The sequence below is a fragment of the Brenneria sp. hezel4-2-4 genome (genome assembly GCF_013155275.1).
In the GTDB taxonomy this organism is placed as follows: Bacteria; Pseudomonadota; Gammaproteobacteria; order Enterobacterales; family Enterobacteriaceae; genus Brenneria.
The window spans coordinates 268,817-294,929 of sequence record NZ_JABJXS010000002.1; the positions used below are offsets into that span (position 1 = coordinate 268,817).

23 protein-coding genes are annotated in these 26,113 nt (G+C 52.3%); 8 read left to right on the forward strand and 15 right to left on the reverse strand.

From position 1 onward, the window contains the following. Window positions 1–19: 19 nt before the first annotated feature. From HOY33_RS05215 to HOY33_RS05225, 3 genes are all read right to left on the reverse strand, one after another. The gene (locus tag HOY33_RS05215) at window positions 20–1,666 is read right to left on the reverse strand and encodes an ABC transporter permease subunit (RefSeq protein WP_172289151.1); all 1,647 of its coding nucleotides are present in this window, start codon (window positions 1,664–1,666) and stop codon (window positions 20–22) included. Continuing rightward, window positions 1,663–2,673, reverse strand: coding sequence for an ABC transporter ATP-binding protein (locus tag HOY33_RS05220; RefSeq protein ID WP_172289152.1), 1,011 nt, complete (start codon window positions 2,671–2,673; stop codon window positions 1,663–1,665). Before HOY33_RS05220 ends, HOY33_RS05215 begins: the two co-directional genes overlap by 4 nt. A gap of 112 nt (window positions 2,674–2,785) precedes the next feature. Continuing rightward, window positions 2,786–3,802 carry an ABC transporter substrate-binding protein gene (locus tag HOY33_RS05225; RefSeq protein WP_172289153.1) on the reverse strand — a complete coding sequence of 339 codons (1,017 nt, stop codon included), beginning with the start codon at window positions 3,800–3,802 and terminating at the stop codon, window positions 2,786–2,788. A gap of 418 nt (window positions 3,803–4,220) precedes the next feature. On the opposite strand from HOY33_RS05225, the gene HOY33_RS05230 reads away from it, so the two are divergent. The 3 genes from HOY33_RS05230 (at window position 4,221) to idi (ending at window position 8,866) form a co-directional block, all read left to right on the forward strand. Further along, window positions 4,221–5,561: an aspartate aminotransferase family protein gene (locus tag HOY33_RS05230; RefSeq protein WP_172289154.1), complete on the forward strand. Its 1,341-nt coding sequence runs from the start codon at window positions 4,221–4,223 to the stop codon at window positions 5,559–5,561. Between the two features lie 380 nt (window positions 5,562–5,941). Then, complete coding sequence (gene bglX, locus HOY33_RS05235) at window positions 5,942–8,248, forward strand: beta-glucosidase BglX (RefSeq protein WP_172289155.1); 2,307 nt, start codon at window positions 5,942–5,944, stop codon at window positions 8,246–8,248. A gap of 75 nt (window positions 8,249–8,323) precedes the next feature. After that, complete coding sequence (idi, locus tag HOY33_RS05240) at window positions 8,324–8,866, forward strand: isopentenyl-diphosphate Delta-isomerase (RefSeq protein ID WP_172289156.1); 543 nt, start codon at window positions 8,324–8,326, stop codon at window positions 8,864–8,866. Window positions 8,867–8,885: 19 nt separating this feature from the next. On the opposite strand, the gene HOY33_RS20605 is transcribed toward idi, so the two are convergent. From HOY33_RS20605 to HOY33_RS05250, 3 genes are read right to left on the reverse strand one after another with little or no spacing between them, the layout of a single operon-like run. Continuing rightward, window positions 8,886–8,993, reverse strand: a complete 108-nt coding sequence (locus tag HOY33_RS20605) for a hypothetical protein (protein WP_233356299.1) — start codon at window positions 8,991–8,993, stop codon at window positions 8,886–8,888. A gap of 40 nt (window positions 8,994–9,033) precedes the next feature. After that, the gene (locus HOY33_RS05245; RefSeq protein WP_172289157.1) at window positions 9,034–9,666 is read right to left on the reverse strand and encodes a LysE family translocator; all 633 of its coding nucleotides are present in this window, start codon (window positions 9,664–9,666) and stop codon (window positions 9,034–9,036) included. A gap of 52 nt (window positions 9,667–9,718) precedes the next feature. Further along, window positions 9,719–10,573 (reverse strand): AraC family transcriptional regulator, encoded by an 855-nt coding sequence (locus HOY33_RS05250; RefSeq protein WP_172289158.1) that lies wholly within the window; start codon window positions 10,571–10,573, stop codon window positions 9,719–9,721. 184 nt (window positions 10,574–10,757) lie between these two features. Here HOY33_RS05250 and dinG point away from each other — a divergent pair, with 184 nt between their 5' ends. From dinG to HOY33_RS05265, 3 genes are all read left to right on the forward strand, one after another. Further along, the gene (dinG, locus tag HOY33_RS05255) at window positions 10,758–12,866 is read left to right on the forward strand and encodes an ATP-dependent DNA helicase DinG (RefSeq protein WP_172289159.1); all 2,109 of its coding nucleotides are present in this window, start codon (window positions 10,758–10,760) and stop codon (window positions 12,864–12,866) included. A 166-nt stretch (window positions 12,867–13,032) separates the two neighbouring features. Further along, entirely contained in the window at window positions 13,033–14,001 is a 969-nt protein-coding gene (gene ybiB / locus HOY33_RS05260) for a DNA-binding protein YbiB (RefSeq protein ID WP_172289160.1), read from the forward strand. Window positions 14,002–14,018: 17 nt separating this feature from the next. Beyond that, entirely contained in the window at window positions 14,019–15,878 is a 1,860-nt protein-coding gene (locus HOY33_RS05265; RefSeq protein WP_172289161.1) for a M3 family metallopeptidase, read from the forward strand. Window positions 15,879–16,108: 230 nt separating this feature from the next. Here the strand turns inward: HOY33_RS05265 and glnQ are convergent, their stop codons facing one another. The 5 genes from glnQ to rhtA all read right to left on the reverse strand — a co-directional run bounded on the left by glnQ (window position 16,109) and on the right by rhtA (window position 20,497). Beyond that, entirely contained in the window at window positions 16,109–16,831 is a 723-nt protein-coding gene (gene glnQ / locus HOY33_RS05270) for a glutamine ABC transporter ATP-binding protein GlnQ (RefSeq protein ID WP_172289162.1), read from the reverse strand. After that, window positions 16,828–17,487: a glutamine ABC transporter permease GlnP gene (gene glnP, locus HOY33_RS05275; protein WP_172289163.1), complete on the reverse strand. Its 660-nt coding sequence runs from the start codon at window positions 17,485–17,487 to the stop codon at window positions 16,828–16,830. Before glnP ends, glnQ begins: the two co-directional genes overlap by 4 nt. A gap of 26 nt (window positions 17,488–17,513) precedes the next feature. Beyond that, complete coding sequence (gene glnH / locus HOY33_RS05280; protein ID WP_172289164.1) at window positions 17,514–18,257, reverse strand: glutamine ABC transporter substrate-binding protein GlnH; 744 nt, start codon at window positions 18,255–18,257, stop codon at window positions 17,514–17,516. A gap of 377 nt (window positions 18,258–18,634) precedes the next feature. Beyond that, window positions 18,635–19,138, reverse strand: coding sequence for a DNA starvation/stationary phase protection protein Dps (dps, locus tag HOY33_RS05285; RefSeq protein ID WP_172289165.1), 504 nt, complete (start codon window positions 19,136–19,138; stop codon window positions 18,635–18,637). Window positions 19,139–19,600: 462 nt separating this feature from the next. Continuing rightward, entirely contained in the window at window positions 19,601–20,497 is an 897-nt protein-coding gene (gene rhtA, locus HOY33_RS05290) for a threonine/homoserine exporter RhtA (protein ID WP_172289166.1), read from the reverse strand. 395 nt (window positions 20,498–20,892) lie between these two features. On the opposite strand from rhtA, the gene ompX reads away from it, so the two are divergent. Both ompX and HOY33_RS05300 read left to right on the forward strand, forming a co-directional pair. Next, on the forward strand, window positions 20,893–21,408 hold the full coding sequence (gene ompX / locus HOY33_RS05295) for an outer membrane protein OmpX (RefSeq protein ID WP_172289167.1): 516 nt from the start codon (window positions 20,893–20,895) through the stop codon (window positions 21,406–21,408). 318 nt (window positions 21,409–21,726) lie between these two features. Then, entirely contained in the window at window positions 21,727–22,896 is a 1,170-nt protein-coding gene (locus HOY33_RS05300) for an MFS transporter (RefSeq protein WP_172289168.1), read from the forward strand. 47 nt (window positions 22,897–22,943) lie between these two features. Here the strand turns inward: HOY33_RS05300 and HOY33_RS05305 are convergent, their stop codons facing one another. The 4 genes from HOY33_RS05305 to HOY33_RS05320 form a co-directional block, all read right to left on the reverse strand. Beyond that, entirely contained in the window at window positions 22,944–24,353 is a 1,410-nt protein-coding gene (locus tag HOY33_RS05305) for an EmmdR/YeeO family multidrug/toxin efflux MATE transporter (protein WP_172289169.1), read from the reverse strand. A gap of 439 nt (window positions 24,354–24,792) precedes the next feature. Then, window positions 24,793–25,104 (reverse strand): hypothetical protein, encoded by a 312-nt coding sequence (locus tag HOY33_RS05310; RefSeq protein ID WP_172289170.1) that lies wholly within the window; start codon window positions 25,102–25,104, stop codon window positions 24,793–24,795. 438 nt (window positions 25,105–25,542) lie between these two features. Further along, window positions 25,543–25,827 (reverse strand): type II toxin-antitoxin system RelE/ParE family toxin, encoded by a 285-nt coding sequence (locus HOY33_RS05315; RefSeq protein WP_172289171.1) that lies wholly within the window; start codon window positions 25,825–25,827, stop codon window positions 25,543–25,545. Further along, the gene (locus HOY33_RS05320; RefSeq protein ID WP_172289172.1) at window positions 25,817–26,062 is read right to left on the reverse strand and encodes a CopG family ribbon-helix-helix protein; all 246 of its coding nucleotides are present in this window, start codon (window positions 26,060–26,062) and stop codon (window positions 25,817–25,819) included. Before HOY33_RS05320 ends, HOY33_RS05315 begins: the two co-directional genes overlap by 11 nt. Window positions 26,063–26,113: the final 51 nt, after the last annotated feature.

Below are 26,113 nucleotides of genomic sequence, written 5' to 3' on the forward strand. Positions count from 1 at the left end.
TTAACGGATCGGACGGCGGCTACTCTCGCTTTCCCGTCAGGGTATGGAGCAACAGCGCCATTATAGCCACAATCCCCATGATGCATGTAGAAAAGGCCGCGGCCTGCGAAGTGAAACCCGCCTCATCCAGCCGCATAACGGTAACCGCGCCCAGCGGCAGAGAGGGCGTGACCAGAAAGATAACCGCCGACAGCGTCACCATCGAACGCATGAATAAGAACATCGCGACGGAAATCAGCGTGATACGCATGGCGGGAAGATAAACGTCGCGTAAGATCCTGGCGATGCCGCCCCCCAGCACCGTGGTGGCATCCTCCATGGCGCTGGGTACGTTGCGCATTCCCATCATCATCGTGGTGTAGCCCTGCGTGTGATAATGGTAGTAATTGCATAACGCCAGCAGAATGGCCGAACCATATAGCATCCCCCACGGGAGGGTGGCGCTATTGAAGGTAAACACATAGGACAGACCGAGCACCAAACCGGGAACGCCCACCGGTAATGCGCTAAGCAAGGCCGCGATGGTTGCTCCTTTGCCCGGACTGCGGCGAATGCCGAAGGTTAGCAGGAACAGCAGCGTGGTGCCGATAATGGCCGCCAGCGCCGAGATCCAGATCGACGTCCATAAAGGGGCATAACCGCCGGCAAGATCGATGTCATAGTGTCTGAGCGTTAAGTCCAGCCGGTAAGGCCAAAGCCTGATCATGCTGGCGATAATCACGGTGACGATCACGGTGACAATACTGAGCGCGATGGTCATCGTCGCCAGATAAAAGGGAATATCCCGCGCGGGCAGCGCCTGCGGCACATGGCGCATGGCCGAATGCGTGCCGATCATACTCTGGCGGCGGGATGCGGCCCGTTCGATCCAAATCGACGCCGCGGCGGGCAGCAACAGTAAAATGCCTACCACCGCGCCCATACCAAACTTCATCTGTCCGCTGACCTGGCTATAAATTTCGGTCGCCAACACGGAAAAATTGCCGCCAATCACAATGGCGTTGCCGAAATCGGTAATGGTAATGGTGAACACCACAAACGCGGCGCTCAATAGCCCGTAACGTACGCCGGGCAAGGTAATATCAAGAAATTGCCGCCAGTCGGTGGCGCCCAGCACGTTAGCGGCTTCGTATTGACGGGCATCACTGTGCCGCAACGTTACGCGGATAATTAAAATCGCTTGCGGCAGGGCATAGAGCACGTTGGCGATTAATAATCCCCAAAAGCCGTAAATATCCAGGCGCACCCCCAGCATATTACCGACGATGCCGTTGCGGCCCAGCAGAAAAATCAATCCCAGGCCCAAGACCAGAGAGGGCGCCAGCACCGGCAATGATGTCGCAAAGGAGATAAAGCGCTTGGCCGGCATGGCGGTAAACTCCAGGCCATAGGCGACGATAAAACCCAGCAGGAGCGTCAATAGGGTGGTGACCACGCCTAATATCAGGCTGTTCAGCGTGGCGCGCCAAATACCGGGGGAGTCAAGGAGCGCCAGATAATTCGACAGACCGAACGCGCCGGTCCGATCGTCAAGCAGGCTGTGCCATACGATGCTCAGCATCGGCACGCCGAAAAAGGCGACCAGCGCCGCCAACGGCAGCCAGAGGCAGAGACGCGATAGCCAGCGATCGGCGGTAGTTTGCGGGGGGAGAAGGGATAGACTCATGCTTGTACCCAGGCACAATCTTGTGCGGCAATAGAAATATGAACGTTCTCGCCCGGTATCCAGTTTATCGCGCTGCCGGTTTCGACCAGCAACGGCTGCTGTTTCCACAGCACCTGCACCCGTTGAATGCTTCCCAGAAAACTGGCATTGATAATCCGGCCTTCCGCTCCCGCCTGTTTATGCAAGGTAATGCGTTCCGGGCGGATAAATAGTTCCGCATTGTCGGGCAGTGATGCGGCCTGCTCGGCGTGCAGAAGTTCCGGCATCCATTCACGCACCACCGGTTTCGGCAATAAGTTGCTGTGTCCCATAAATTCGGCGACAAAACGGGAGCGGGGGCTGGTGTAAAGCTCTCTTGGCGTGCCTTCCTGCATAATGCGGCCGCCGTGCATACAGACGATTTTGTCTGCCATGCTCATCGCTTCTTCCTGATCGTGAGTCACCATCAGCGTCGGGATCCCCAGCCGTTGCTGCACTTCACGTAACTCCTGCCGCAACCCGGCGCGAACCCGGGCATCCAGCGCCGAGAGCGGTTCATCCAGCAGCAACAGCGAGGGATTGACCGCCAGGGCGCGGGCGATAGCCACCCTCTGCTGCTGGCCGCCGGAAAGCTGGTTTGGATAGCGATCGCCGAATCCGCTCAGGTGAACGGTATCCAGCAGGCCGTTTACCCGCTCCTGCATGTCGGCGTCGGGCGTGTTGCGGATCTTCAGACCATAACCGATGTTTTGCGCGATAGTCATATGCGGAAACAGCGAATAGGATTGGAAAACAATCCCGAAGCCTCTGTCACGCGCCGGCACATTCACCAGATCCCGTCCGTCGAGGGTGATTTTCCCCCCGTCGCTGCTGAGCAAACCGGCGATAATGCGTAACAGCGTCGTTTTGCCGCAGCCGCTCGGGCCGAGCAGACAGACAAATTCGGCGTTATCGATCGCCAGGTTGATACGATCAAGCGCGACGTAGCCATCAAAGCTTTTATGAAGATTCTGAATAACCAGAGCCATGATATTTACCTCTTATTACCACGGGGTCAGACGTCGGCGTCTGATGGTTTTTTTGGGCCAATAGCGTTTATGCGTATCGTTGCATCGAAAATAATTTTTTACGATCGACCTGTTAGCGACCGATGGTTTTTTGCCATTGGCTCAGGATCGTATCGCGTTCCTCGGCGCTTTTACTAAAGTCGACGGGATACAATACGGTCGACAGATCGCCCGGCAATCCGGCCATTTTGGCCGCATTCGCCTGCTCAACGCCGGGAATGGTGACGATCTCTTTATATTTGGTATACAGCGCGGCCGCATTGTCGGAGAGGGTCCAATCCAGAAAACGCTGGGCGTCCGGCTTATTTTTTGCGGCGGCCATCAGACCGGAGGCTTCCAGCTCATAGCCGGCGCCATCGTTGGGGATCACCATTTTTACCGGGTATCCCTCTTCAATCGATTGCATGGCGGCGAAGGCCAGCGACACGCCAATCGCAAATTCGCCGGTGCGGGCAGCTTTACAAGGGCGGGAGCCGGATTTGGTATATTGGGCGATATTGCCATCCAGCGTTTTTAAGAACGCCCATCCCCGATCGTCGCCTTTTGACTGCAACAGCGCCGCAATTTGCAGATAGCCGGTACCGGAGGACACCGGGTTCGGCATGACAATCTCGCCTTTATATATCGGGTTGGTTAAATCCTGCCAGGAGGCGGGAACCGGCAGGTTCTTGGCTTTCAGCGCTTCCGTATTGACACAGAAGGCCGCCATATATCCGGTGGCGGCAAACCACTTATCGTCAGGCGCGCGGTAGGTATCCGCCAGCTTATCGGCGCCTTTGGCGGCATAAGGTTCTAAAAGCGCGGAGATCCGCTTGTCCATCACATTGGTCAGCGCCCATCCCCAGAGAACGTCATGCTGTGGATTTTTGGCTTCGGCCAGAATGCGCGGACCCAGATCGCCGGTCGATAAACGCAGGACATCCACCGTCAGATCCGGCATATCTTTTTTGGCCTGAGCGATATAGTCCTTGATTTCGTCTTCCTCCAGTGAGGTATATACGGTAATCGTGCCGGCCTGGGCGGCGGAGACAAGCGTGGATACGGCGAGTGCGGCTATCAGACTGGTGCGGCGAAATGAAAAAGTGTTCATGAACGATCCCCTTACGGTTGCAGAAAATATCGACACAATTACGGTGCAAATCTGAAGCAATCTGTTTGGTGTTTTTTGCGCACCACGCTTATTTGTGCATTTTTTTGCTATTGTGGGGTTTCTAGCACTAAACATGCCATTTCCAGGTGATATCGCTATTTTTTATTTTTATCCCTTTTAATACAGTTAATTAAAATATTTTCGCGATCGGGTGCCGGTTACTTACCTGTCGTCATTGAAGAATTTCGCGGTCTTTTTACTCATTCCTTGCTCTTTTTTGGTGTTTTTTGTGCTCTAAAAAAGTGCATTTTTTTGTGTTTGTGTATTTTATTGCTTTTGGTGTATGGTGACATTCAGCCTCAGACCGCCCCCGGTTTTCCGGCCTTGGTCTTAATTGATTATTTACACTGGAGTCATCATGGCGACACGCTCAACCATTATGGATACCAACAGTTTTCGTGCGGAACACGCCGACGCGTTGGATAAGGATGTTCGCAAACTCACTGATAAGCGCAGTAAAGTGCTTGGCGAATCCTATCGTTTGTTTTATCGCAACCCAGTGCATTTAGTCCGCGGCAAGGGGCAATATCTTTGGGATGCGGCGGGTGAAAAATATCTTGATGTGTATAACAATGTGGCCAGCATCGGCCATTGCCATCCGGCGGTGATTGAAGCGGTACACCAACAAATGAGTCTGCTGAACACCCACACCCGCTATTTGCATGAGCGCATTCTGGATTATTCCGTCGATTTGCTGACGACTGTGCCGGATGAAATCAATAAAGCGATGTATATGTGTACCGGCTCAGAGGCTAATGATCTGGCAATCCGCGTGGCAAGAGCCTACAGCGGCGGCACCGGCATTATTGTGAGTCAGGAGGCCTATCACGGCACCAGCGAACTGACCTCCGGGGCGTCGCCGGCGTTGGGCAGCGGACAACCGCTGGCTTCGACCACGCGTTTGGTGCCGTCTCCCGATCGCTACCGGGTCAAGGCGCCGGATCTGGGCGTCTGGTTTGCCAATGAGATCCAAAAACAAATTGACGATATGTCGGCAAACGGCATTAAGTTCGCCGGGTTTCTGGCGGACTCGATTTTCTCATCGGATGGCGTACTGCCGGGGCCGGCAGGCTATCTGCAACCTGCCATCGATGTCGTGCATGCGAATGGCGGGATTTTTATTGCCGATGAGGTTCAACCGGGGTTTGCCCGCACCGGTGAAAGTTTCTGGGGATTCGGTCGTCATAATATCGTGCCGGACGTTGTGACGCTGGGAAAACCGATGGGCAACGGCATTCCCATCTCCGCGCTGCTGGCAAAAGCGGAGGTATTGGCCGCTTTCAGTGATGAAATTCCCTATTTTAATACCTTTGGCGGCAACCCGGTTTCCATCGCTGCCGCCCAGGCGGTTTTAAGCGTGATTAGAGAGGAAAATTTACAGGAACATAGCCTGATCGTCGGAGAAAAGTTACGCCGCGAGCTGGGATATCTGGCGCAGCGACACGAGTGTGTCGGTGATGTGCGTGGGGCGGGACTGTTTATCGGGTTTGAACTGGTCGGCGATCGTGAAGCCAAAACGCCGGATAAGGCATTGGCGCTGGACGTCATTGAGCGGCTGCGCGCCGAGCGGGTGCTCACCTCGGTCGCCGGGCCATATGGCAACGTGCTGAAGCTGCGTCCTCCGCTGGCTTTTCAGGAACAGGATATTGATTGGCTGGTTGGGGCATTGGATAAAGCGTTAAGCCGCATTGCTTCCTGAAGACCTTTTGTCTTTTCCTTTATGACGACGCCGGCGATCATCCGGCGTTTCAATTCTGACCAACGGAAAGGCATGTATTCCGCATAATTCCGCCATGTCTGAATTCACCGCAGTGCCGGCCGACGTAGGTCAGCGGGAGGAATATTTTTATTCTGCGCAACGCCTCGCATTATTCTTACAGTTTTTATTCAATGAAATGTAAAGAAATACACTATGATTACGCGCGGTGTATCTAAGTGCGTTGGCGTTGTCGGTGAGTGCCGGATTCGGCGGTCTTCATCCTGCCAGAGGTTATGGCGCAACGGCTGATTTATCTACAAACCTATCTTGAGCATCAGTGACCTGTCCTGATGCCGGGATTGACGAGATCTGTATAAAGAATGAAATGGCTTACTTCACTGACTATTGCAATTGGACTTGCCTGTAGCCCGATATCGGCTGAGGAAATCCTGTCTCCGCCATCATCTGTTACACCGTCACATCAACAGCGTGATGCTTTTGTCTCTGATTTAATGAAAAAAATGACGCTGAACGAAAAAATCGGGCAGCTTAGATTAATCAGCGTCGGGGCGGATAATCCCAAAGAAGCCATTCGTGAAATGATCAGGAACGGTCAGGTCGGGGCGATTTTTAATACGGTCACGCGGCCTGATATCCGGGCGATGCAGGATCAGGTGATGCAGCTTAGCCGTCTGAAAATTCCCTTGTTTTTTGCCTACGATGTGCTGCACGGTCAGCGCACCATTTTTCCTATCGCGCTGGGGCTGGCGTCCAGTTGGGATATGGACGCTATCGCCTTGAGCGGACGTATTGCGGCCTATGAGGCCACGGAAGACGGCCTGAATATGACCTGGGCGCCGATGGTCGATATTACCCGCGATCCGCGTTGGGGCCGTGTTTCTGAAGGTTTCGGCGAAGACACCTGGTTAACCAGCAAGATAGCCGGAGTGGTGGTAAAAGCCTTTCAGGGCGACGACGTGACGGCGCGTCATTCTCTGATGACCAGCGTAAAGCACTATGCGCTTTACGGGGCGGTCGAAGGCGGGCGTGATTACAACACCGTGGATATGAGTCCTCAACGCATGTTTCAGGATTATATGCCGCCCTACAAAGCCGCGATTGACGCCGGCAGCGGCGGGGTGATGGTGGCGCTGAATTCGATTAACGGCACGCCCGCCACGGCCAATAGCTGGTTGCTGAAAGAGATTTTGCGCGACCAGTGGCGGTTTAAAGGGATAACCATTACCGACCACGGCGCGATTAAGGAACTGATTAAGCATGGCGTGGCCGACAACCCGCGCGATGCTTCCCGGCTGGCGTTAAAATCCGGCGTCGGCATGAGCATGAGCGATGAATACTTCATCCGGTATTTGCCGGAGCTGGTAAAAAGCGGCGCGGTGAGCGAGCAGGAAATCGATGACGCCTGCCGCCAGGTGCTTAACGTAAAGTATGACATGGGGCTGTTTCAGGATCCCTACCGTCATTTGGGGCCGGCGGGCTCCGATCCGGCGGATACCAATGCGGAAAGCCGTTTGCATCGTATAGAAGCGCGTGAAGTGGCGCGTAAAAGCCTGGTGTTGCTGAAAAATCGGTTGCAAACGTTGCCGCTGAAAAAACAGGGGACGATTGCCGTCGTCGGGCCGCTGGCCGACAGCAAACGCGATACCATGGGAAGCTGGTCTGCGGCCGGAGTGACAAAACAGACGATTACGGTTTATCAGGGCATCAAGAATGCGGTGGGCGACAACGCCGCCATTCTGTATGCCAAAGGCGCCAATATCAGCAATCATCAGGGGATTATTGATTTCCTGAATCTGTATGAAGAGGCGGTTCAGATCGATAAACGTTCGCCGCAGGCGATGATTGACGAAGCGGTGCGGGCGGCGAAGCAGGCTGATGTGGTGGTGGCCGTGGTGGGTGAAGCGGCCGGTATGGCGCATGAGGCCTCAAGCCGTTCCAATATCGATTTGCCGCAAAGCCAACGAGACCTGATTACGGCGCTGAAAGCCACGGGTAAACCGCTGGTTCTGGTGCTGATGAATGGCCGTCCGCTGGCGTTGGTGCGTGAGGATCAACAGGCGGACGCGCTGCTGGAAACCTGGTTCAGCGGAACGGAAGGGGGCAATGCCATCGCCGACGTTCTGTTCGGCGACTATAACCCGTCCGGCAAGTTGCCGATGTCCTTTCCGCGATCGGTCGGCCAAATCCCGATCTATTACAACCATCTGCCGTCCGGCCGGCCATACACGCCGGAAAATCCGGGCAAATACACCTCGCATTATTATGACGAAGCCAATGGCCCGCTCTATCCGTTTGGCTACGGCCTGAGCTATACCACCTTCAGCGTATCGGACGTCCGCTTATCCAGCCGGACGATGCCGCGCAACGGAACGGTGACGGCCAGCGTAACGGTCAAAAACACCGGCGCACGGGCCGGCGAAACCGTGGTGCAGATGTATTTGCATGACGTGGTGGCCTCTGTCAGCCGTCCGGTGAAAGAGTTGCGTGGTTTCCAAAAACTGATGCTGCAACCGGGAGAATCACGCACCGTCAGTTTCCTTATCGATCAGGACGCGCTGAAATTCTACAATGCCCGTATGCAGCAGGTGGTTGAGCCGGGTAAATATGAGGTATTTATCGGGCTGGATTCACAGCGTGTTAAAAATCAGAGTTTCATTATGCTATAACGCGTAGCGTACTGCCGCCGATGCGCTGTCGGCGGCAGGTTTGTCGCCGCTTAGGGTAATCTCAGAGGAGGACGTATGCCGTTGACGGAAGTCATTCTGGTTGATCAAAACGACAGGCCGACTGGCGTTATGGAAAAACAGAAAGCGCATGAAAAAGGCGAATTACATCGGGCAATCACCGTTTATATCTTCAATTCACAGCAGCAGCTATTGTTGCAGCAGCGCGCCGAGGCGAAGTATCACAGCGGAGGGCTTTGGAGCAATACCTGTTGCAGCCATCCGGCACCCGGCGAGGATACGCTCCAGGCCGCACACCGCCGGCTGTATCAGGAAATGGGGTTACGCTGTTCGCTTACGCCCATGTTTACTCTGACCTATCGGCTGCCGTTGCATAATGGCCTTATTGAGCATGAGTTGGGGCACGTCTATTTCGGCATAACCGATGATGTTCCGCAGATTAATCCGGACGAGGCGGCAGGGTATCAGTACCAGTCGCTGGAACAGATCGCACAGCGTATGGCGACGTCGCCGGAAGCGTTTACCTCCTGGTTTAGACTGACATTCTCCCGTATTCCGGCTTACTGGGCGCAATTTTATGCCGCGCGGCATGAGGGATAACCGGCCCGACGGCGGGAGATTAACCGCCGTGCACGATAATGATGTAACCGACCAGCATCACGCCGCCGATCCCGCCGATGGCGCACAGGGCAAACAGCCCGATAAGACCTACTTTGACTACATTCATCAGGTTATCCTTTTATTCATTGCCCCGGATTATAAAGTCTTCAGCGGTGAAACAGGAGTATTAAACCAAAGAATATTAAAATGACGCCGGCGGCGCGTCCGATCGGGTTCAGGTAGCGCTGAAGCCGCCGCTGTATTCGCGGCAGTGTGATCAGCATGGCAATCAGCAAATCCCAGACCAGCACGATAGAAAACATCCAGACACCGCTGACGATTTGCTGAATTGGCGTGACATGCTGACCGAGAATGCCGGTCATCAGGCTAATGTAAAACAGTATGTTCTTGGGATTCAGTAAGGCGGAACCCAATCCCAGGAGGATTTGCCGGAGAAAACCGGGGCAGCCTGCGGTCTGCCGTAACGGCGTTAGCGAGTGCGACGCGTGACTTTTCAGCAGTTGATAGCCAATCCACAACAGGTAACAGGCGCCGCTTAGTTCAATAACTATAAAGAGCCGCGGCGAATGCTGGATGCCCGCCCAACCTATTATCGCCAGAAAAATATAAATACCGTTTCCCAGGGCGATACCCAGGCAAATTCCGGCGCTGCCCCGTAAACGGTAGCGAATCGCATGCGCGGTGAGTAAGAAAAAATCCGGCCCGGGACTCAGTAAGGCGACAAAGTGAGCCAATGCCAGCGCAGGGAAATTATCGGGAAAGAGTGTACTGATGAGCATAATGCCGATGACCTCGAAGAATAATCGAGGTCAGTCTAGCCATCTGATATCGCTATTTATTGTCAAATATTGATCGAGCCTGCCGATATTGTCCGGGCGTCGCCGCCGTGTATTGCACGAAGATTTTATGGAAGTGGCTCTGATCGCAAAAACCGCTTTGATAGCCCGCATCGGCCAGCGGCACGCCTTTTTTTAGTAAGGTTTTGGCGTATTCCACCCGTGCATTATTGAGATACGCCATAGGGGTAATGCCGGTATGGTGACGAAAATGCCGCACGATGGTTTCCCGCCGCAGATTTAACTCCTTAGCCAGGGTTTCCAGCGACGGCGCTTCCTGCAAATGAGTAAGCAAACGTTGGCGGACATGATGCGTCGTTAATTGGGCCGGATCCGAAGACGCAGCCGGCCGTTCGACTTGCTGAACCGGAGCGCAGTATTGCAGGAGTATCGGCGTTATCAGTTCGTTCAGCGTTCGCCGGGCGGCGGCGATCTCTCCTTGCTGCAACTGGCTAATCAGATGCCGGTAATCGGCAAACAGGGCCGGATTGTGCAGCGTGACACAACGGCAGTGCAGCGAGGCAACGGGATAGCCATACAGCTCAGCGAGTTTTTCCAAACACCAGCCGGTATCCAAATACAGCATATGATAGCTACGTGTCTGTCCGGGAAAGGGGTTACAGCTGTGGGGCTGCTGCGGATCGATGAAAATCAGATCGCCTGTCTGTAACCGATGTTTTTCCCCACGGTAATGGCAGGTCGTGGCGCCTTGCTCGATAGCGCCGATGGATAATTGCGCATGGCTATGCGTTTTATAGCGCTGAGCGCTGTGCCAGGTAGAGCGGCTCTCAACATGGGGAAGCTGCGGAGAAAACCAGTAGGATTGTTTGACCGTATGAACGGATGACATATGCCCTTCATTTCGCAGGTTGCGGGTGTATCGGCGGCCCTAAACGATCGTCAGCGGCCAAACAGATGATTACCCTAACCGGCGGTCTGGATTTTGTCGAGTAGGGAATGTGCGCTGATATCGGCTGACGTTATTGCCGGTCTGTGGGACAATATCCGTCAGATTGACTGAAAATAGAGAAGGCATGGCGCTGTCCCCCGCAATAAAACAGCAGATAGGCCAATGGTATAAGGCCCTGCAACAGCAAATTCCGGATTTTATTTCCCGCATACCTCAACGACAGATGATTGCCGAAGTGGCAAAAACGCTGGCGGGCGATTATCCGCGCCATTTGGCTATCGAAGCGCCTACCGGCGTGGGCAAAACGCTTTCTTATCTGATCCCCGGCATTGCGGTTGGGCGTGCGGAAGAAAAAACGCTGGTCGTCAGCACCGCGAATGTGGCCTTGCAGGATCAGATTTTCAGCAAAGATTTACCGCTGTTGCAGAAGTTTATCCCCGAACTCAAATTCACCGCCGCATTTGGCCGTGGGCGTTATATTTGCCCGCGTAATCTGGCGATGCTGGCAACGGATGTGGATGCTCAGGGCGATCTTACCCTATTTTTAGGGGATGAACTGGCGCCTTCCAACCGGGAAGAGCAGGGAAAATGTTCCCGTATCCAAAAGGCGCTGCAAAGTTATGCCTGGGATGGGCTGCGCGATCACTATCAGGAATCCATTGATGACAGCCTGTGGCGAAAGCTCAGCACCGACAAAGCCAATTGCCTCGGCCATAATTGTCATTATTTCCGTGAATGCCCGTTCTTTGTCGCCCGTCGGGAGATTGAAAGTGCCGATGTGGTGGTGACTAATCACGCGTTGGTCATGGCCGCGATGGAAAGCGAGTCGGTGTTGCCGAATCCCAAAAACCTATTGCTGGTGTTGGACGAAGGGCACCACATTCCGGATGTCGCCCGCGATACGCTGGAAACGTCCGGCGATGTCACACCGGCTTATATCGCCCTGCAACTTGAACTGGTGGTGCAGCAGATCGGATTGTGCATGGCGCAGTTCGCGCCGAAATCGCCGCCGCGGCTGGCGCACAGTGAAAGGCTGACCAGCCATTGCGAGGAACTGCGCGAACTGGCGCAGTCGTTTTCGCAAATGTGCGGATTATTTTTACCGGCAGAGGGCGGTGAAACCGAATACCGTTTCACGATGGGGAAAATGCCCGACGAAATGCGCGAAAGCTGTATCCGGTTATTTAAGCTGACCGATGGTCTGCGCGCGCTAATGGAATTTATGCTCAACGATCTCAGCGAGAAAACCGGTAAACACGACGTGGTGCGTTTACATCAGGCATTGCTGAAAATGAGCCGTCTGCTTGGCTATCTGGAGGCGTTGAGCAAACTGTGGCGGCTGGCGGCGATGGAGAAGTCTTCCAATGCGCCGGTATCCAAATGGCTCACCCGCGAGGTTCGGGAAGGGCAGTCGCATCTGTTCCTGCACTGTGCGGGCATTCGCGTATCCGATCAGTTGGAAAAGTTATTATGGAACAATGTGCCGCATGTGGTCGTGACGTCGGCGACGCTGCGGTCGTTGAACAGTTTTTCGCGTTTGCAGGAGTTGTCCGGTCTGAATGAGAAGGTCGGCGACAGCTTTTTAGCGCTGGATTCACCGTTTAATCACCGCGAACAGGGGCGTCTGGTCATCCCCAACATGCGCTATGAGCCGCTGATGCAAAATGAGCCGCAGCATATTGCCGAAATGGCTCGGTTTTTCCGGGCTGAGCTGAAAAAAGATAAACATCGCGGGATGTTAATGCTGTTTGCCAGCCAACGCGCCATGCAGCTGTTTCTGACGCAGGTCGCCGATCTGCGGCTGATGCTGCTGGTTCAGGGGGATAAGCCCCGCTATCGTCTGGTGGAGTTACATCGCCAACGGGTAGAGCAAGGGCAAACCAGCGTCTTGATTGGATTGCAATCCTTTTCGGAAGGACTTGATTTGAAAGGGAACTTGCTGTCTCAAGTGCATATTCACAAGATCGCTTTCCCGCCGATTGACAGTCCGGTGATCCTCACCGAAGGCGAGTGGTTGAAAAGCCTGAAGCGTCATCCTTTTGTGGTGCAGAGTTTACCCAGCGCCTCATTCAGTCTTATTCAACAGGTTGGGCGTTTGATTCGCAGCCATGAATGCTTCGGTGAAATTATCATTTACGACCGACGTCTGCTGACCAAAGGCTATGGCGCCCAGTTGCTTGCCGCTTTGCCCGTTTTCCCGATTGAACAACGGGATATGCCGCCGGACGGTTAGCTATCGCCGCGGGGATATCACACGGGTTAGGTTATTCCATAGCCGGGAAAACATGCTATTTTCGCACAGAAGCTAACAACGCTATTCAATATATTTCAAGGCGCGGGCGGCAACATGCCTGCGTATGACAAGATAAACGGCTGTATCACGGTTAACGAGGGCCAGCATGGATTACACCAAAGTCATTAAAGAGGTCGGTCGCGGTAAAAATCATGCCCGTGATTTGGATGAAACGACAGCCTACGAGTTGTATCGTCGGATGCTGAATGGCGATGTTCCGGCGCTTGAGTTGGGCGGATTGCTGATTGCCTTTCGTATTAAGGGGGAGTCGGATGCGGAAATGCGCGGTTTTTATCAGGCGATGAATGAACAGGTTCTGCATTTGCAACCACCGGCGCAGCGCCCGATGCCGGTGGTGATCCCCAGTTACAACGGCGCAAGAAAACAGGCCAACCTGACGCCGCTGCTGGCGCTTCTGCTGGCAAAGCTGGGGTTTCCGGTGGTGATCCACGGCGTGAGTGAAGATCCCACCCGCGTCACCAGCGCCGAGATATTGCGCAATCTTGGGATATCGGCGGTCGAAAGCGCCGAACAGGCGCAACGGCAGCTCGATGAGGGGCAGCCGGTTTTTATTCCTGTTTCGGTACTCTGTCCCGCCATTGATCAACAGTTGCAGCTACGCTGGCGGATGGGGGTGCGCAACAGCAGCCATACGCTGGCCAAAGTCGCCACGCCTTTTGCCGAGCAAGCGGCATTGAGGCTTGCCTGCGTCTCTCACCCAGAGTATGTATCCCGCGTCGGGACGTTTTTCAAAGACATTGACGGGCGGGCGCTGCTGATGCACGGCACGGAAGGCGAAGCGTATGCCAGCCCTCAGCGTTGTCCGGAAATTCACTTGATTCACCAGCAGAAAACGCAGGTGCTGCAACTGCGTCAGGATATTGTGGTCGCCCCTGACGGTTTGCCGATCGCCAAAGATGCGGCAACCACGGCGCGCTGGACGGCGCAATGTCTGGCGGGGGAGATCGCGCCGCCGCAGGCGATTCGTCTGCAACTGGCCTGTTGTCTGGTGGCGACCGGCGCCGCGCCGACGATGGAACAGGCGGTTGCCGCCATTAGAAAACGGCTGGGTTAACAGAGGGAAAGACTATCATGCAACAGGCTGTAGATTATTTTAATGCGTTGAACCGTGACTATCTTGCCGTTCACCAAACCAAAGAAGATCTGTTCTGGCAGCTTTATATGGCAACCGGAAGCGAGGATGTGTCCGCCCGGTTTTCCGCCGCGGAAAGTGCTTATAAACGTTTTATTTCCCAGCCGCAGCGACTGGGTGAATTGCGGCGGCATATTGCGGCGTTGGAGAATAGCCCGGTAAATGACGACCAGCAGGCCTTGCTGCATGGTTTGCAGGGGTGGTATCGGTTTTTCGACTGCAATGTGATTGAAGATCCGAAAGCGCAGGCGCTGATGGATGAAATCATCGCGGCGGAAAGTACGCTGTATGCAAAGCGTAAAGCCTATGAAATGACGCATGTGGACGCCAAAGGCGAGCGGGTAGCGGCGTCATTGGGCGAGCTGCTGACCAATCAGGCAACCAATGACACGGAAGCCTATCGGCAGAGTTCGCAACAGGCGCTGCGCGATCTGGAGCAATGGCTGCTGCACAACGGTTTTCCTGAACTGATCGGCCTGCGTAACCGTTTTGCCCGCCAGATGGGCTACCGCAACTATTTTGATTATAAGGTGAATAAAACCGAGCGCATGACCCCGGAACAGCTATTCGCCATTCTCGATCCTTTTGAAGCGCAAACCCGCGAGGCGAACGCCCGCAGCCTGAGGAGTCTGGCCGCCGAAAAAGGGGAGACGGCATTGCAACCGTGGAATATACGTTACGCCAGCACCGGTGACGTGACCCGTCAGCTTGATCCTTATTTCCCGTTCGCCGCTTCGCTGGCGCGTTGGATCAACAGTTTTAAGCGCTTGCATATTGGCTTTAACGGCGCGGAAATGCAGCTCGATCTACTGGTGCGTAAGGGCAAGTACGAGAATGGCTTTATGCATGGCCCGGTGCCGCCTTTTGTTCAGCAGGGCGAATGGATCCCGGCGCGAATTAATTTCACCAGCCTGGCGAAACCGGATCAGGTCGGCAGCGGCGCCAGCGGCATCAATACCTTGTTTCATGAGGGCGGACATGCGGCGCATTTTTCCAACATCCGTCAGAACGCCCCCTGTTTTTCACAGGAGTTTCCGCCAACATCCATGGCCTATGCGGAAACCCAATCGATGTTCTGCGACAGCTTGTTGCATGATGCCGACTGGCTGAAACGCTATGCGAAAAATGCGCAGGGTGCGCCCATCCCGGATGAACTGATCCGGGCGGACATCAGTACCCGACAGCCGATGCGGGCGTTTAATGAACGTCATATTCTGCTGGTGCCTTACTTTGAGTGGGAGCTCTATTCCTGGTCTGACGAGCAGCGCACGCCTGAGGCTATGACCCGGCTGGCGCGAGAGATTGAACAGCGTATTCTGGGCATCAGCGGAAGCCCGCGTCCGACGCTGGCGATCCCCCACCTGCTGTCCATGGAGTCGGCCTGTTCTTATCAGGGATATCTGCTGGCGTTGATGGCGGTGGAGCAAACGCGGCATTACTTCCTGCAACGTGACGGTTATCTGACGGACAATCCGGCGATAGGCCCCGATCTGGCGCAACATTACTGGCGGCCGGGCAACAGCGTCAGCCATGATGATACGTTGAGAAGTTTGACGGGAGAGGGGTTCAATCCAGCTTATCTGGCGCGCGCCTGTAACCTCACGGTCGATGAAGCCTGGCAACAGGCGGAATCAACCATCTCTGAAGCAACATTACGCTCTCAGCCTGCGGCGGATTTCGATTTAGACGCGCGGATACGGATTGTCGATGGAAATCGCGTGCTGGCGGATAATGAAAAAGGCGATGATGTGATGTGTCAGGATTTTGCGACGTTTATTGAGCGAGAATACCCACGGTAAAGCCATATTGAAAAGGAGGCATTCGCCTCCTTTCAGACCGTTGACAAACCTATCACCCTTTATCGAACGGTGATAATGGAATGGAAGAGTAAAGCGTCCGCGCCAGGGATGGCGCGGTTCGAGCATACAGGGACGTACTTGCAGCGTCTTTACGATCCATCCATTATCACCGCTCACCGGACTTTGTCAGCAAACTCAAAGGAGGCATTCGCCTCCTTTCAGATGATCACTCAGGAGACGTGTTGCAGGAATTCACGTAAGCGATCGCTTGGTGGATTGGTGATCAGCGTTTCCGGATTGCCATCTTCAGCAATGCGGCCTTTATCGATAAAGATCAGACGTGAAGCCACTTTATGGGCAAAACCGACCTCGTGGGTAACGATGACCATGGTCATCCCTTCTTCCGCCAAATCTTTCATTACGGTCAACACTTCATGACGCAACTCGGGATCCAGCGCCGAAGTGGGTTCATCAAACAGCATCAGTTTAGGCTTGACCGCTAATGCCCGCGCAATCGCGACCCGCTGTTGTTGACCGCCGGAAAGTTCGGAAGGGTAATGATGCGCCCGTTCGGACAACCCGACCTTACCCAGCAGCTCTTTGGCCAGTTTCTCGGCTTCCGCCTTGTTGGCGCCGCGCACCCGGATTGGGCCGAACGCCACGTTTTCCAGCGCCGTCAGGTGGGGAAACAGATAAAACTGCTGAAACACCATGCCCGCTTCCTGACGGATCAGGCGTTCATCAACACGCGGATCGTTCACCTTCAGGCCATCGACAATCAGTTCGCCGCTGGTAATTTCCTCCAGCTTGTTGATGCAGCGCAGCAGCGTGGATTTACCGGAGCCGGAAGGGCCGATAATCACCACAACTTCGCCCTGATTGATTTTCAGATCGATGTCATGTAAAACTTTCGTCTGACCAAAGTGTTTGGAAACGTTTTTAAATTCAATCATATAATCTTAAGTCTTCTTTCCAGACGACGCAGGATGAAGCTGAGTACCAGCGTGATGAACAGATAAATCACGGCTACCGCACTCCAGATTTCCAGCGCACGGAAATTACCGGCTATGATTTCCTGACCTGAACGCGTCAGTTCCGCAACACCGATGACAATAAACAACGACGTGTCTTTGATGCTGATAATCCACTGATTGCCCAGCGGCGGCAGCATACGGCGCAGCGCAAGCGGCGCGATAACATGACGCAGCGTTGCGCGCCGGGATAATCCCAGCGCCAGCCCGGCCTCCCGGAAGCCATTATGAATCGACAGCACGGAACCGCGGGTGATTTCCGCGATATAAGCGCCCGAGTTGATCATTATCGTTACAACTGCGGCGGCAAACGGATCAATGCGCACCGAAGTGAAAATCATCGGCAGGGCGAAGTAAATGAACATCACCTGTACAACAATCGGCGTACCGCGGATGATTTCAATAAATACCAGTGCGATGCGGCTGGAAAACCAACCGCCGTAAGCGCGGGAAAAGCCCGCGATCACACCGATAACCAGGCCGCCAAGCAGACCCAGAACCGAGATCAGCAACGTCATTTTTGCCCCTTCCAACAAAAGGGGCAGAGAAGGCCAAATGGCGCTCCAGTCAAACTGCATGGAATATCTCCAGATTAAATCGGCAATTACTTAGGTTCTACGCCAAACCATTTCTTGTAGATCTCAGCATAAGTGCCGTTTTCGTGCAGAGTTTTCAGCGCGCCGTTAACTTTTTCACGCAGATCGCTGCCTTTCGGAAAAGCGATACCGTACTGCTGTGCCTTGATGGAATCGCCAACCGCTTTGAACTGACCGTTGCCGGCGGTTTTGATGAAGTAAAGAATGTTCGGCGTATCGTGCAGCACGGCGTCGGCACGATTGGTGCCCAGTTCCATATAGGCGTTGTCTATGTTCGGGAACTGACGCAGATCTTTGGTCTTGATATTCGCTTTGGCGTAATCAACGGAGCCGGTGCCGCTTTTCACTGCCACCACTTTCCCAGCCAGATCCTGTTCGCTGTTGATCGTATTGTTGTCGGCTTTCACCATAACCAGCAGACCGCTGTTGTAGTAACCGTCTGAGAAATCGATGGCTTTTTTGCGCTCTTCAGTAATGGTGATGCCGGCTAAGGCCAGATCCACATTGCGGGTTTGCAGCGCGGGGATAATTCCGCCGAAATCCATTGGTTTCAGGGTATAGGTCAGATTGAGTTGTTTAGCGATAGCATCCCAAAGATCGATATCAAAACCGACGTATTTGTCACCTTGTTTGAATTCAAAAGGGACGAAGGCGGTGTCGGTCGCGACAATGAGCTCTTTTTCGGCGGCGTAGCTGGAAATGCTCATGGCCAACGTCAGTGCGGCCAAAGAGGCTTTAAGTAGTGATTTCATTAAATCCTTCCTATTGTACCAGTTGTGAGAAGCCTTTGCTTTACAGGTACGATTAAGCATAGTACGAAAGTAAAAACCTGTTAAAACATTAGGTTAGCTATCAGGTATCTTACTTAACCTGTTGTTTTTATTTCATTGCCGTGCTGACAGTATGGTTAATCTTCCATGCCATTAATCAAGGCGTAGCTATGATTAACTAATTTGTGCGGGGGAAACAACTGTTGATTGGCGTTATGCTGAATTATTGCGGACAAACGCTAATTTTTTGAGCACTGATAGTGACAAAATAACAGGTTCGGGCGCGTTGCGGCGATAGCGTGAACGGCGAGCAGGGGCACAGGACGTAAAAAGGGCCGCGATTGCGGCCCTGAGAGTCATTACTCAATATTGGATTCGATGAACCACAGGAATTTATCCAAATCACGCGATGCAGCGGTCAGGATATCGGCGGTATCTTCATCTTCAGTCTGGCTGATGCCTTTACGCATCTCGTTAGCGACAACGGCGTAACGTTCCGCCAGCGCTTTAAGGTGGTCTTGTACGTTGTGAATATTGGTAGGGTAGCTTTTCAGCGCGGTTTTTTCGTTAACGATCTGAACCGTACCCAACGCCACGCCGCCTAACTGAACGACACGTTCTGCCAGAGTGTCCTGATGATCGGTAACGGCGGCGCGGAAGCCATCCAGCATTTCATGAACGGCAATAAAATTAGCGCCGCGCATATTCCAGTGCGCCTGCTTAGTGATCAGGGACAGATCGATCAGGTCCACTACCAGTTGACTTAACAGCTTGATAGTAGAGGTCTTGACTTCGTCGTTCAAATCATTACGCGTGTAGATAAGATCGGAAGATGCGGGGTTTACCAGTTTAGCGGTACGCATAATATTATCCTCTTTATTTAATTTTTCGTAATCTTACTGTTCAACGGGATTAATTATAGCAGTAATAAAACAAAATATTGAAAAGAATTACCTATTGCATAAATAGCCATAGCGAATATAAAACTGATTTTTATTAGCAAAGGTTTTCTTATGGCGCATTTACTAAGACTTTATTCAGCGAATCAGTGCGAACATCAGTATGATTTATAAGAAAATAACTGAATGTCGCAGGTGTCGGGTTATAAATATGCGTGTTTATTTATGGTAATGTCAATCTTAATGATAATTATTCTTTATTCGCATCTTGTCAATTATTTAGCGTATGCACGGTTGCAAAAATCCGCATTGGTTAGCGCGCGCGAAACTCTACTGACTGGCAGCAATTTTTCCCAAAATTTGTTGGGATTCCTCGGCCCTGTGGGAAGGCGACGCATTGTTGCGCCCTTTCCCGCAGAGTCTCATTTATAATGGCGCAGAGTGATTATTTTTAATATCAACGTATTCCGCCGATTTAATGGTCAGGCTTGCGCCCATGGAGGAGGTAATAATAAAAAGCAGCGCCATCCACTGGATGAGGGATAAATGCTCGCTGAGAAATAGCAGGCCGGAAAGCGCAGCAATCGCCGGCTCCATACTCATTAGCGTACTGAATGTTCTGGTCGGCAAGCGGGTTAATGCGATCATTTCCAGAGAATAGGGGAGCGCGGTAGAAAGAATGGCGACGGCAATACCGAGTGGTAAAACAGCGGATGAAAATAATGAGGCTTCAGAATAGATCAAACCGATAGGGCAAAATATCATTGCCGCAATAAGTGACCCCACAGCCGCCGTTCCAGCGCCGTGATTAGCCCCTGCCTTTTGTCCGAAAAGAATATACAGCGCCCAGCAGGCGCCGGCCCCAAGGGCGCATAGGGCGCCAGGTAAATCGACATGGCCGCTATGCTGCCCGAGCGGCAATAACAATCCTAGCCCTAGAACAGCCAGAATAATCCATAAAAAATCAATTGCTTTGCGTGATGATAACATCGCGACAGCCAGCGGGCCGGTAAATTCCAGGGCCACGGCAATACCCAGCGGGACAGTGCGCAGTGAGAGGTAAAATAAAAAATTCATTCCCCCTAACGTGATGCCATAAATTACCAGCGGCAAACGATTGCCGCGAAAGTGCATACGCCACGGTTTAAAAATGAGACAGAGAATTAGCGCGCCAATGCTCAGTCGTAGAGCGGTCACGCCAGACGCGCCGATCAGCGGAAACAGGCTTTTAGCCAGCGCGACGCCGCTTTGAATCGACACCATTGACACAATAATGAGCAGCACGGGAAGTAACGTTGATACGCGAGGAGAAGATAAGGTCATTCTTTCGGCCTTAATAAAATATGAAATAACGGCTGTTTTCAAAAATTTAGCGCTGTTGGAATGACCAATTGTAAAGGATCTGCCCGGTTGGCGCTTACTTTTATTGACTTTTATTTACGCTATATTTAATTGATTTATTTTATCATAAATTGGTGAGCGCAAAAACTGAACGATATATTAAGAATATTCTGTTTTAAGCGGATATTCTGAATTAATTTTTATTCTTACTGTCGGATAAAAAAAACCAATGTAATTAGCGTAATAGCGTCATATTGAAAATATTTGTTACATCTAAAGTGCAATTGAAAAATATTTATCAGGCAGCAAGTTCACCTTTTTCTTGTTATATTTATGTCGTTAGTCTTCTCTCATAAGATGAATTCGAGGCTGTATATATGAAAAAAATCGCGTGTCTTTCAGCACTGGCTTGTGTATTAGCCGTTAGCGCAGGTTCCGCTCTGGCTGGTCAAAGTACCGTATCGGCGGGTTATGCTCAGGGTGATGCTCAGGGCGTAGCTAACAAAGTTAAAGGTTTTAACCTCAAATACCGTTACGAGTGGGATAACAGCCCGCTTGGCGCTATCGGTTCTTTCACTTATCTGGAAAAAACCGGCAGCAACGACGGTTTTTACGATAAAGGACAATATATGGGCTTCACCGCCGGTCCTGCTTATCGTTTGAATGATTGGGCCAGCGTTTATGGCGTGGTCGGTTTTAGCCACGGTAAATTGACCAGTAACGCTTCTGACGGTTCAGATAACAGACATAACGATGATTATGGCTTCACTTATGGCGCCGGTCTACAGTTCAACCCGATCGAAGATGTCGCTCTGGATGTCGGTTACGAACAAAGCCGTATCCGTAGCGTTGATGTCGGTACCTGGGCTGTTGGTGTAGGTTACCGTTTCTAATCCATCGCTTCGGGCATTCGCACCCAGTTTTGGTTGTTAGATGTGTCGATAAAATCCGCCTCCAGAGGCGGATTTTTTTATGGACAAAATAGGATGGCAGCGTGTTTTTCAAATGATTCTCAAGTCTTATCAGCGCCATCCCCGACGGTTGCTGGTTATTGCGATCGGGAATAGATACACTCCGCGCGTCATTATCGCTATACGGCACGATCGGCTTTTTCGATTAACGTTCCCGATGTCGGTGCGACAGGGCATGGCGCGCCGAACGGCGGGATCGCACTTATTATTTTATTACAGCTCAAGTTCTGAGGTTTTTATATGGTTGCGGCATCAACGGCCAGAGTCCGCTTATTTATCTTTATTACGGTCATTTTGCTGGGACTGAATCTGCGACCGGTATTGGCGGGAATAGGGCCATTGCTGGCGCAGATCCAGAGCGCCACGGGGCTAAGCGACACTATGGCGGGGTTGCTCACTACATTACCGGTTTTTGCTATGGGGTGGTGTGCGTTGTATGGCGGTCAGCTACAGTCTCGTCTTGGCGAATACCGTGGGATCACGCTGGGAATTGTGGTTATTGCCATTGCGTGCGGCGCGCGCTGGTGGATCAATAGCGGTGCCGGGTTATTGCTGACCGCGGCATTGGCCGGGGTAGGGATTGCCCTGATCCAGGCGCTGGTGCCGTCGTTTATTAAGCGCCATTTCAATCGGCGCAGCAGTTTGCTGATGGGGCTTTATACCACGGCGATTATGGGCGGAGCCGCCATCGCCGCCTCTTCCGTTTCCCCGTTGGCCAATGCATTCGGCTGGAAAAGCGCGTTGGCGTGCTGGGGGCTGTTGGCGGTCGTAGCCACGCTTGCCTGGATGAGCATCCCCAACGCCTATGCGGCGAAAAATGAGGGGAACCTGCCATCAATTTCGCACAGGACGTCAATGGATTGGTTATTGATGGCGTTTTTCGGTATCGGCACCGGGGCGTATACGTTAGTGCTGGCGTGGCTACCGCCTTACTACATCCAGTTAGGCTGGAATGCGACGCAAAGCGGTTTGATGCTGGGCGGCCTGACGTTGGCGGAAGTGACTTCGGGATTACTGGTATCGGCTTTCATCAACTATTTCCCTGACCGTCGCAAATTGCTCTTGCCGATATTGGTGATCTTACTCGCCGGCATGGTCGGTTTGATTATCGCGCCGCTGACAATGACTTATCCTATCATCATTATGTTGGGTATCGGGATCGGAGCTTTATTCCCCTTATCGCTGATTGTCGCACTTGATCAGGTGACCGATTCCCATAAAACCGGAGCGTTGATGGGCTTTGTTCAAGGAGGCGGATATATTCTTGCCAGCCTGATGCCGTTACTCGCCGGATTTATCCGTCAACATACGGCGGGCTTACAGCAAGCGTGGATGATAATGACGGTGGGCGTGGTGGTGTTAATTATCATGGCAACCCGGTTTGCACCGCAAAAACGGCAATCTGTTTGAGTAAAATTAATGCCGTGTTTATGGCGTGACGAGCGGGGATAACCCGCTCATCGTTGTGGCGTGTCCTGAGTTCGGTAACGCCACAGCCATCGCCCGCTTTCCATACGGCGGTAGTAAAAAAAGCCGCGCACAATCCAGTCGAAAAACATCCCCATCCAGACGCCGATTACCCCGAATCCGAGCATGACGCCAAGGATATAGCCGGCAATAACACGGCATCCCCACATACCGGCCATGGCGACCCACATGGTATAATTAGCATCTTTTGCACCCTTCAATCCCGCTGGAAGCACCCATGATGCGGCCCAGATGGGCATAAACAACGCATTGAGCCAAATGAGGTGCTTCACCACCTCAATAACTTCAGGCTCATCAGTGTAAAAGGAGGCCAGAAATCCTGCGCTGGGGATGGAAAGCACCGCCAGAAAGCACAATCCGATGTTTGAAAGCCAGAACATGTAATTCAGTTGCCGGATGGATTGCATGATTTGCCCTTTCCCCAACCGCGTACCGACAATAATGGTGGCGGCCGAACCAAGCGAGTTGCCCGGCAGATTAATCAACGCCACAATCGAAAAGGCAATGAAATTCCCGGCAATGACTTCGGTGCCCATGCCTGCCACAAAACGTTGGGTGATCAGTTTGCCGACGTTGAACATCACGGACTCGATGCTGGCGGGCACGCCAATACTGAGCACCTCATATAAAATAGCGACGGTAAAAGGCGCAAAGTAGGATTTAAACGGTATCCTGAGTGCGCCATTAAAGCCGTGCATCAGCGTCAGGATAACAAACAGCGCGCCAATATAACGGGAAATGGTTATCCCGATGCCGGCGCCGATAAAACCAAAGCCATCCCAGGAAAAAACGCCGTAAATCAATACGCTGCTGATAGCGATATTGAGGATATTCATTCCGATATTAATGACCATCGGCAGTTTGGTATTACCTGTGCCACGCAGCGCGCCGCACCCGACCAGGGTGACCGCCAGCGCCGGATAACCCCATACTGTCCATCGCAAGAAGGTCAACGCCAGACTTTTAACATAGTCATCTGCCTGTGCGGCAATCAGATCAATAATCGTAGGGCCGACAAACTCGACGAGCACCACCAGCAGCAATGACACCAAAACGAGTAGTGATATTGATTGGCGAGAGGCGGAACGGGCTTGTTTACGGTTTCGCTGGCCTAAACTGAAGGCGACAACAACGGCCGTACCCAGCGCAACCGCCGTAAAGAAAGCAATAATCAGCATGTTGAAGCTATCTGCCAGACCGACGGCGGCCATCGCTTCTTTGCCTAACCAACTTACCAGGAAGGTACTGAATACCCCCATCAGGACAACGCACAAGCCCTCAATAAAGATGGGAAATGCAAGGGGTGAGATTTCTCGCCAGAATAGGACTCGGTTTGAGTATCGTTTCTTATACCAGTCGGTATCTTTTAGTTTTTTCATGAAACGGTCGTGGTTGTATCCCAAATTTTCCCCGCTGAGATTTAATAACGGCAGCCTTATTCGCCAGCCGTTCAGCAAATGGTGTCATTTATGCAATGGGTTATCTATGCAACAAGCGGGCAACCAACGGGTAGCCCAAAATCTACAGCGGCGTAGTGCGATGCCCGACGGTCGAATCCATGAACAGTGCTCCGTAGGTGATAAAATACGGATGATTTTGTCGGTTACAACGCCATCGTTTTTTTGAAAAGTTCGATACTCGATCAACAGAGTAGCAGTAGCCGGATCGTTGCTCCAGTCGAGAATTGATGACGGTGATAAAATCGTGCATCTGACCAAAATTTTTGAACTGATGGTTCATCTTATCGGCTAAAGCAAAATCACCCGCATCTTGACCAGCGCCATACGGACGCCGCGTTAGCGGCGCACATCACGTTGATTAAAGAGGATGAACAACCTGAACTTCATGCTGAAAAACATAGGGATCGGACAACAGGCAAAACTTGTCATCATCGGGGTAGGTAACGGCGATATGATAATCTTCACCTGCGAAAGCCTTAACCGCTTCAATATCCGCCCAATATGTGGCAAGAAAGAAATGCTCCCAACTTCCTTGGGCGACCCTTTTTACAAAAGCGCCCTGATTGCCCTTGATGCCTTGAGAATGCTTGACACCCGTTAATTCAAGGTGGATGGCGAAACCCTCTGCGTACTCCTGCGGTACACAACCATGCCATGTTCTTACGATCATTGTTCGCTCCAGTTGAAGTTGAATTAATAACTTAACAGCACAGGCGATGATACGAGGGAAATTTAATTTTTGTTATTTATGTATATGTTAACTCTAACTTGTTGATGCCTATATGCATGCCACGGTATTGGCTGAACTAAAGGAAAGGGGGGACTGTGCATCAACTCGCCCGCGCGTTTCGCAAGCGGCAGATTTCTTACACGCAGTCATTCCAGCGGAGTGAGTTGCCCATTATCACTAGCCAAAGCAAAGAATGCCGGCGGCTGGCTTCCTTCATGTTTCACCGCATTAGTGTTACCAACGGGAGCGCCTGCACCGGCACGTTTCCCGCCCCAGCCGGACGATCTTGATTGTTGGTTATGTTTTTTATCGTCTGCCATGGCTGCGTGATGGTTAGTTGGTGGATGTACTTTCGCTAAAATTCAGGAAAGCGGCTGTTCACCATTTTGATGGTAAACGCCTGTGCGTATGAAAGACGCGTAGAATCTGGATCATATTATCTTTCACGCGGTAGGGGATGATGTAGGGATAGTGAGTTAACACCAGTTCACGCGTTCCTGACACTCGGCCAGGTCTTCCCATTGCTGGCTGTTGCGGAAGTAATTCCGTTAACCTTTGAACTTCATCCACAAACTCGCTGGCAGCTTGTGGATCGTCTTGCGCAATATAGAGATACTCGGCTTCCAAATTGGCCGCGGCTTTACGCAGCCATTTAATTTCCATGTCTTGCCGTACCTAACTTTTTAAACAGATTGCTTATCTCATCTGATGAGACAAAATCACCCGCATCGGCTTCTTTAATGGCTTGCTCGATCTCTGTAATCTGCCAGGCTTCCCGTGCAAGATAGTCTTCAATGGCTTGTCCGGCCAGAAAAGAGCGAGTACGTCCTGTGGCTTTAGCCAGCGCATCAAGCTGTGCGGTTGTTTCATCATTCAATCGAACGGACATGACACCCATACTATTTACCTCACTACAGTGTGTTTTTTGTATACATTGTAGTTATAAATA